4 protein-coding genes and 5 tRNA genes are annotated in these 4,852 nt (G+C 46.0%); 5 read left to right on the top strand and 4 right to left on the bottom strand.

Annotation, left to right across the window (positions count from 1 at the left end; translation table 11 throughout):
* Positions 1-74: 74 nt before the first annotated feature.
* The 4 genes from WKI49_04290 to WKI49_04275 are packed head-to-tail and all read right to left on the bottom strand — an operon-like array spanning position 75 to position 4,281.
* Complete coding sequence (locus WKI49_04290) at positions 75-926, bottom strand: prephenate dehydrogenase/arogenate dehydrogenase family protein (GenBank protein MEJ7621714.1); 852 nt, start codon at positions 924-926, stop codon at positions 75-77.
* On the bottom strand, positions 919-2,193 hold the full coding sequence (locus tag WKI49_04285; protein ID MEJ7621713.1) for a dihydroorotase: 1,275 nt from the start codon (positions 2,191-2,193) through the stop codon (positions 919-921). Before WKI49_04285 ends, WKI49_04290 begins: the two co-directional genes overlap by 8 nt.
* Entirely contained in the window at positions 2,138-3,331 is a 1,194-nt protein-coding gene (locus tag WKI49_04280; protein ID MEJ7621712.1) for a cation diffusion facilitator family transporter, read from the bottom strand. The genes WKI49_04285 and WKI49_04280 overlap by 56 nt, the downstream gene beginning before the upstream one ends.
* Positions 3,328-4,281 carry a TIGR01212 family radical SAM protein gene (locus tag WKI49_04275; GenBank protein ID MEJ7621711.1) on the bottom strand — a complete coding sequence of 318 codons (954 nt, stop codon included), beginning with the start codon at positions 4,279-4,281 and terminating at the stop codon, positions 3,328-3,330. Before WKI49_04275 ends, WKI49_04280 begins: the two co-directional genes overlap by 4 nt.
* Positions 4,282-4,332: 51 nt before the next feature.
* On the opposite strand from WKI49_04275, the gene WKI49_04270 reads away from it, so the two are divergent.
* The 5 genes from WKI49_04270 to WKI49_04250 all read left to right on the top strand — a co-directional run bounded on the left by WKI49_04270 (position 4,333) and on the right by WKI49_04250 (position 4,792).
* A tRNA-Val gene (locus tag WKI49_04270) sits at positions 4,333-4,405 on the top strand.
* A 57-nt stretch (positions 4,406-4,462) separates the two neighbouring features.
* A tRNA-Thr gene (locus WKI49_04265) sits at positions 4,463-4,534 on the top strand.
* A 10-nt stretch (positions 4,535-4,544) separates the two neighbouring features.
* Positions 4,545-4,631 (top strand) — tRNA-Tyr (locus WKI49_04260).
* Positions 4,632-4,703, top strand: a tRNA-Gly gene (locus tag WKI49_04255).
* Between the two features lie 16 nt (positions 4,704-4,719).
* Positions 4,720-4,792: transfer RNA gene (locus tag WKI49_04250), tRNA-Thr, on the top strand.
* The last annotated feature ends 60 nt before the right edge of the window (positions 4,793-4,852 follow it).

Here is a 4,852-nt window from a genome sequence, read left to right as displayed (position 1 = left end):
TCCTCCGCTTATAGGCTGGGTAGTATTTTAATTTCCTTATGTTAAGAATCGGTTAAGGTTTGGTTAAGATTTGGTTAAGACATCTCCAAAGACCTTCTTTTTGCACTCGCTTTGCGAAGATATTCAGTGAGCTCCTCCTCTTTCCCTTCCCTTATGGCTTCCCTTAGTCTTTGCAAAGAAGACATGAACACCTCTATAGCTTTGACCACCTCTTGGGAGTTTTCCAAGAAAATATCCCTCCACATAACTGGGTCAGAGCCAGCTATACGAGTAAAGTCCCTAAAGCCACCGCCAGGGTATCTAAAGAGGTCTATCTCTTTGCTTAGCCTATCTACCGCATCCATCAGGGCAAAGGCTACCGCATGAGGCAGGTGAGAAACCACCCCAAAAACAAAGTCATGCACGTATGGGTCCATTTCCTCAACCAAAGAGCCTATTTTAGTCCACAGGTCTTTTATCTTTTCCTTTGCTTCCCGATGAGTTTTTTCTGTGGGTGTGAGGATAAACCGCTTTCCTCTAAAGAGGTCTTTTAGAGAGTTTTCCACTCCCGCCTTCTCTGTGCCTGCTATAGGATGTCCTCCCACAAACCTTTCGCCAAGTATTTCTTCCAACCTGTAAACAAGCCTTCCCTTTACCGAGCCAAGGTCGGAAACCACACACTCCTTGCTTATATGGTCTTTTATAACCTCTGCTATTGGAAGAAAGGTCCTCACAGGCGTTGCCAACATCACCAAGTCTGGCTCAAAGAGTCTTACGCTTTTTAGGTCAGTTGAGCCCTCTTGAATAACACCCAGTTGCTTGCCCTTCTCTACCGCTTGAGGATTTATATCTATTCCAAAAACTTCGCAACCTATCGCTTCCCTACAAGCAAGAGCAAAAGAACCTCCCATAAAGCCCACACCTATTACCGCTACCCTCTTAAACATCCTTGTAAACTATCCTGCCTTCAAAGATAGTATAAAGAACCTTCCCTTTTAGCCTTTTACCCCAGAGGGGTGTGTTTTTGGACTTTGAGAGGTTTGTCTCTTCATTGAGAACCCACTCCTTTTCTGGGTCAAAGAGCACCAAGTTGGCTTTTGAGCCCTCCCTTAGGCTTCCACAGTCTGTAAGACCGAGTATTCTTGCAGGTTTGCAAGACATTAACTCCACCATCCTTGAGAGACTTATATGTCCTTCTCTTACAAGCTGGAGCATCATTGGCAAAGCGGTCTGCAATCCTATCATGCCAGGCATAGCCTTTTCTATCTGTCCCTTTTCCCAAACCGCATGAGGAGCATGGTCTGTAGCTATGCAGTCTATTGTTCCCTCTTTGAGTGCCTCCAAAAGAGCTTTGCGACGTTCTTGACTTCTTAGTGGTGGGTTTACCTTCGCATTGGAGTAAGACCTGAGAATTTCTTCTTCTGTAAAGAGAAGATGGTAGGGGTTTACCTCACAGGTTATCCTTGCCCCCTTTTCTTTGAAAAACCTTATTATCTCCACGCTCAAGGAGGAGCTAAGATGTTGTATATGGATGTGTCCGCCCGTGTGGTAGGCAAGTATGCAGTCCCTTGCCACCAAAAGGTCCTCTGCGCTCGCAGGTCTTGAGGCTATACCAAGCAAAGAGCTTACATAACCTTCGTTTATATGCCCGTTGGCAATCCTGTCATCCTCGCAATGGTTCATTATAAAAGAGCCAATCTGAGCGGTGAGCTTTAAGGCTTTCTCCATAAGCCTTGAGTCCATAAGAGGAGCGCCATCATCTGTAAAGGCAACGCATCCAGCCTCTTTTAAGGCATAAAAGTCCACAAGCTCTTGCCCCTTTCTTCCCTTAGTTATAGCACCAGAGGGTAAAACTCTACAAAGACCTATATCCCTCGCCTTTCTAACTATATACTGTGCAATCTCTGGCGAGTCTATGGCTGGCTTGGTGTTTGGCATACATACAATCGTGGTAAAACCTCCAGCAACCGCACATTTCATACCGCTTTCCAAGTTTTCCTTGTATTCTTGACCCGGGTCTCTAAGATGCACATGTAGGTCTACAAAAGAAGGACAAGCAATAAGACCCTGACCTTCTATGACTTGAGCTTCAAGTTCAAATAGGTCATCGCCTATGGCTTTTATCTTTCCCTTTTCTATGAGAATGTCCTTTGTGCTATCAAGGTTTTGAGAGGGGTCTATGAGCCTGACCTTCTTTATGAGAATCTTTGACATCGCATAAATTATAAACCACCTCTTTGAGGGCTTTGTAGGGGTTTTTCTCTTCTGTTTCCCAGACAAACACACCCCCTTGGCTTAAAATTCCCTTTGCCTTTGAGGACTCTGGGTGATGTCCACAGATGACCACAGAAAGCCTCTTGCTACATACAAGCTTAGATATGTCTACCTCATCCTTCGGCAAGTCTCTTATCCTCTCTGGAGAGTCACCAAAGATGAGAAGCTCCTTAGCTCTTCCAAACCTTTGGCTTATATCTCCCTTTTCATCCACAAGCACTCCTACTCTTAGCTCTTCACCATCCACAGGCTCATAGTGTATAAAAACCATATCAAGCTCCCTTATCTCTTCCTTTAGCCTCTGCTCTATCAGGTCAACGAGCTGATGCATTCTTATAAAGTCTCTACCCTCCAATGCAATCACCAAGTCCGCAAAGAGCTTTCCACCAGAACTTCTCACAAAAAGACCCTTTATCTCCTTGACCTCTGGAAAAGAGAGAAGCACCTGCCTTATTCTCTCAAGGGTCTTCTCGTCTGCGGACACATCCAAGAGCACCGACACCTCCTTCCAGAGTATGCTAAAAGCGGTATAGCTTATAAGCAAGGCGACACCAAGGGCAAAGTATCTGTCAAGCTGATAACCCATGTAAACTCCCAAAAGGCTCATAAGCACCAAGGAAGAGCCAAAGGCATCGGTAAGAGTATGATAAGAGTCCGCTATAAGGGTAGGAGAGTTGAGCCTTTTGCCCGCCCTTCTTTCAAGAAAAGAAAGGGTCAGAGAGCTAAGGAGAGAAAAGACCACCACACCAAGACCCAAGCCAAGATACTCTTCCTTTACTACCACCTCCTTGCTTATAACCCTCCTTATCATCTCATAGGCGGTCAAAAGCAGGAAGAAGGCTATGACTATAGAGCCTATGTTTTCCAGCTTGTATAGACCATATGGAAACCTCTTAGTTTTTTTGTCGGAGAGCTTTATGGTAATAAAGGCTACCACAGAGGCAAAAGAATCGGAAAGAGAATGAACCGCCTCTCCAACCATAGACAGACTTCCTGTCAAAATCCCCGCTATGAACTTAAGAAGTGCTTGAAGCAGGTTAACAGAAAGAGATATCAGAGCCCAGTGATGTTTCTTCATCGGTTAAAGGGTTGCTTACAGCCTTGATAGCTTCCTCGTCTTACAAGCTCTTCTTCTATGGCTTTTACAACCTCTTGCTTCTTAGCATAAGTGCAATAATCTGGTGCTATTAGCCTATCTGGTTCTACTTCTCCAGTTAGCCTATGAATAACCATATTGGGTGGTAGTATTTCCAAGATGTCTACTACCCTTTTTGCATACTCCTGAAGACTAAGCACCTCAAACTCACCCCTTAGATACTGCTCCGCCATTTTTGTGTTTTTTATTATATGTAAAGGATGAATCTTTATGCCATCCACTGGCAAACTTGCTATGAGCTTGCCCGTTTCAAGCATGTCTTCTTGGTCTTCGTAAGGCAGTCCCAGAATTATGTGAGCACAAACCTTTAGGTCTCTTCTCTTTGTCCTTAGCACCGCATCCACAAAGTCAGAAACTCCATGAGCTCTGTTTATAAACCTTAGGGTTTTGAAGTTAGCACTCTGCAGTCCATACTCTACCCAGACCTCAAGACCCTTCCTTGAATAGCTCTCAAGAAGGTCAAGCACCCACTCTGGAACACAGTCTGGACGAGTTCCTACATCTATGCCCACCACCTCTTCAAATTCAAGAGCGGTGTCGTAAACAGACTTGAGGTATTCATACTCTCCGTAGGTGTTAGAGTAGGACTGGTAGTATATGAAAAAGTAGAGCCTTTCACCGTATCGGTTTTTTGCCCTTCTTATGCCCTCCTCTATCTGTTGACGCAGAGGAATGTATGGCTCAAGGTGTGCGGGTCTTGTGCCAGAAAAACAGTAGGTGCATCCACCCCTTGCCTTTGTGCCATCTATGTTAGGACAGGTAAAGGGTAATGCAACGGTTATCTTTTGCACTCGCCTGCCATACTTTTCTTTAAGGTAATCCTTGAGAGAATAGTAAAGTCTTTTAGTGTCTGTTGCTTGCGGAAGACCCATAGGATAAATTATAGTCTCCTGGCAGGAGGTGTGCTATAATATAGAAACTTAAGGCGCGTAGCTCAGTTGGCAGAGCGCCTCCCTTACAAGGAGGAGGTCGGCGGTTCAAGTCCGCCCGTGCCTATTTTTATACTTCTTGACTAAAAGCCTAAAAGGTGATATGATTTAATATTGCTCTTAAGCTGGCGTAGCTCAGTGGCAGAGCGCGGGATTTGTAATCCCGCGGGCGTGGGTTCGACCCCCACCGCCAGCTTTTGGGCTTAGGAGGGGTGGCCGAGTGGTCAAAGGCAGGGGACTGTAAATCCCCCGGGCTCCGCCCTGCGCAGGTTCGAATCCTGCCCCCTCCACCAGCGGGCGTAGCTCAGTGGTAGAGCAGCTGCCTTCCAAGCAGCAGGCCGCGGGTTCGAGTCCCGTCGCCCGCTTTTTTATTAAAAACTCGCCCAGGTAGCTCAGTGGGCAGAGCACACCCTTGGTAAGGGTGAGGTCGCCGGTTCAAGTCCGGTCCTGGGCTTAAACAGGAGGTAAGGCGATGGCAAAGGAGAAGTTTGTAAGAGAAAAGGAACACGTTAAC

The organism is Aquificaceae bacterium (genome assembly GCA_037722135.1).
In the GTDB taxonomy this organism is placed as follows: Bacteria; Aquificota; Aquificia; order Aquificales; family Aquificaceae; genus Pampinifervens; species Pampinifervens sericum.
Note: the sequence above shows the minus strand (reverse complement) of the source record. Positions and strands in the feature narration are given on the sequence as shown.

Bases quoted from the DNA above. Each gene is read 5' to 3' on its own strand.
- WKI49_04290 (MEJ7621714.1), bottom strand. From the start codon at position 926: ATGTTTAAGAGGGTAGCGGTAATAGGTGTGGGCTTTATGGGAGGTTCT.
- WKI49_04285 (MEJ7621713.1), bottom strand. From the start codon at position 2,193: ATGTCAAAGATTCTCATAAAGAAGGTCAGGCTCATAGACCCCTCTCAA.
- WKI49_04280 (MEJ7621712.1), bottom strand. From the start codon at position 3,331: ATGAAGAAACATCACTGGGCTCTGATATCTCTTTCTGTTAACCTGCTT.
- WKI49_04275 (MEJ7621711.1), bottom strand. From the start codon at position 4,281: ATGGGTCTTCCGCAAGCAACAGACACTAAAAGACTTTACTATTCTCTC.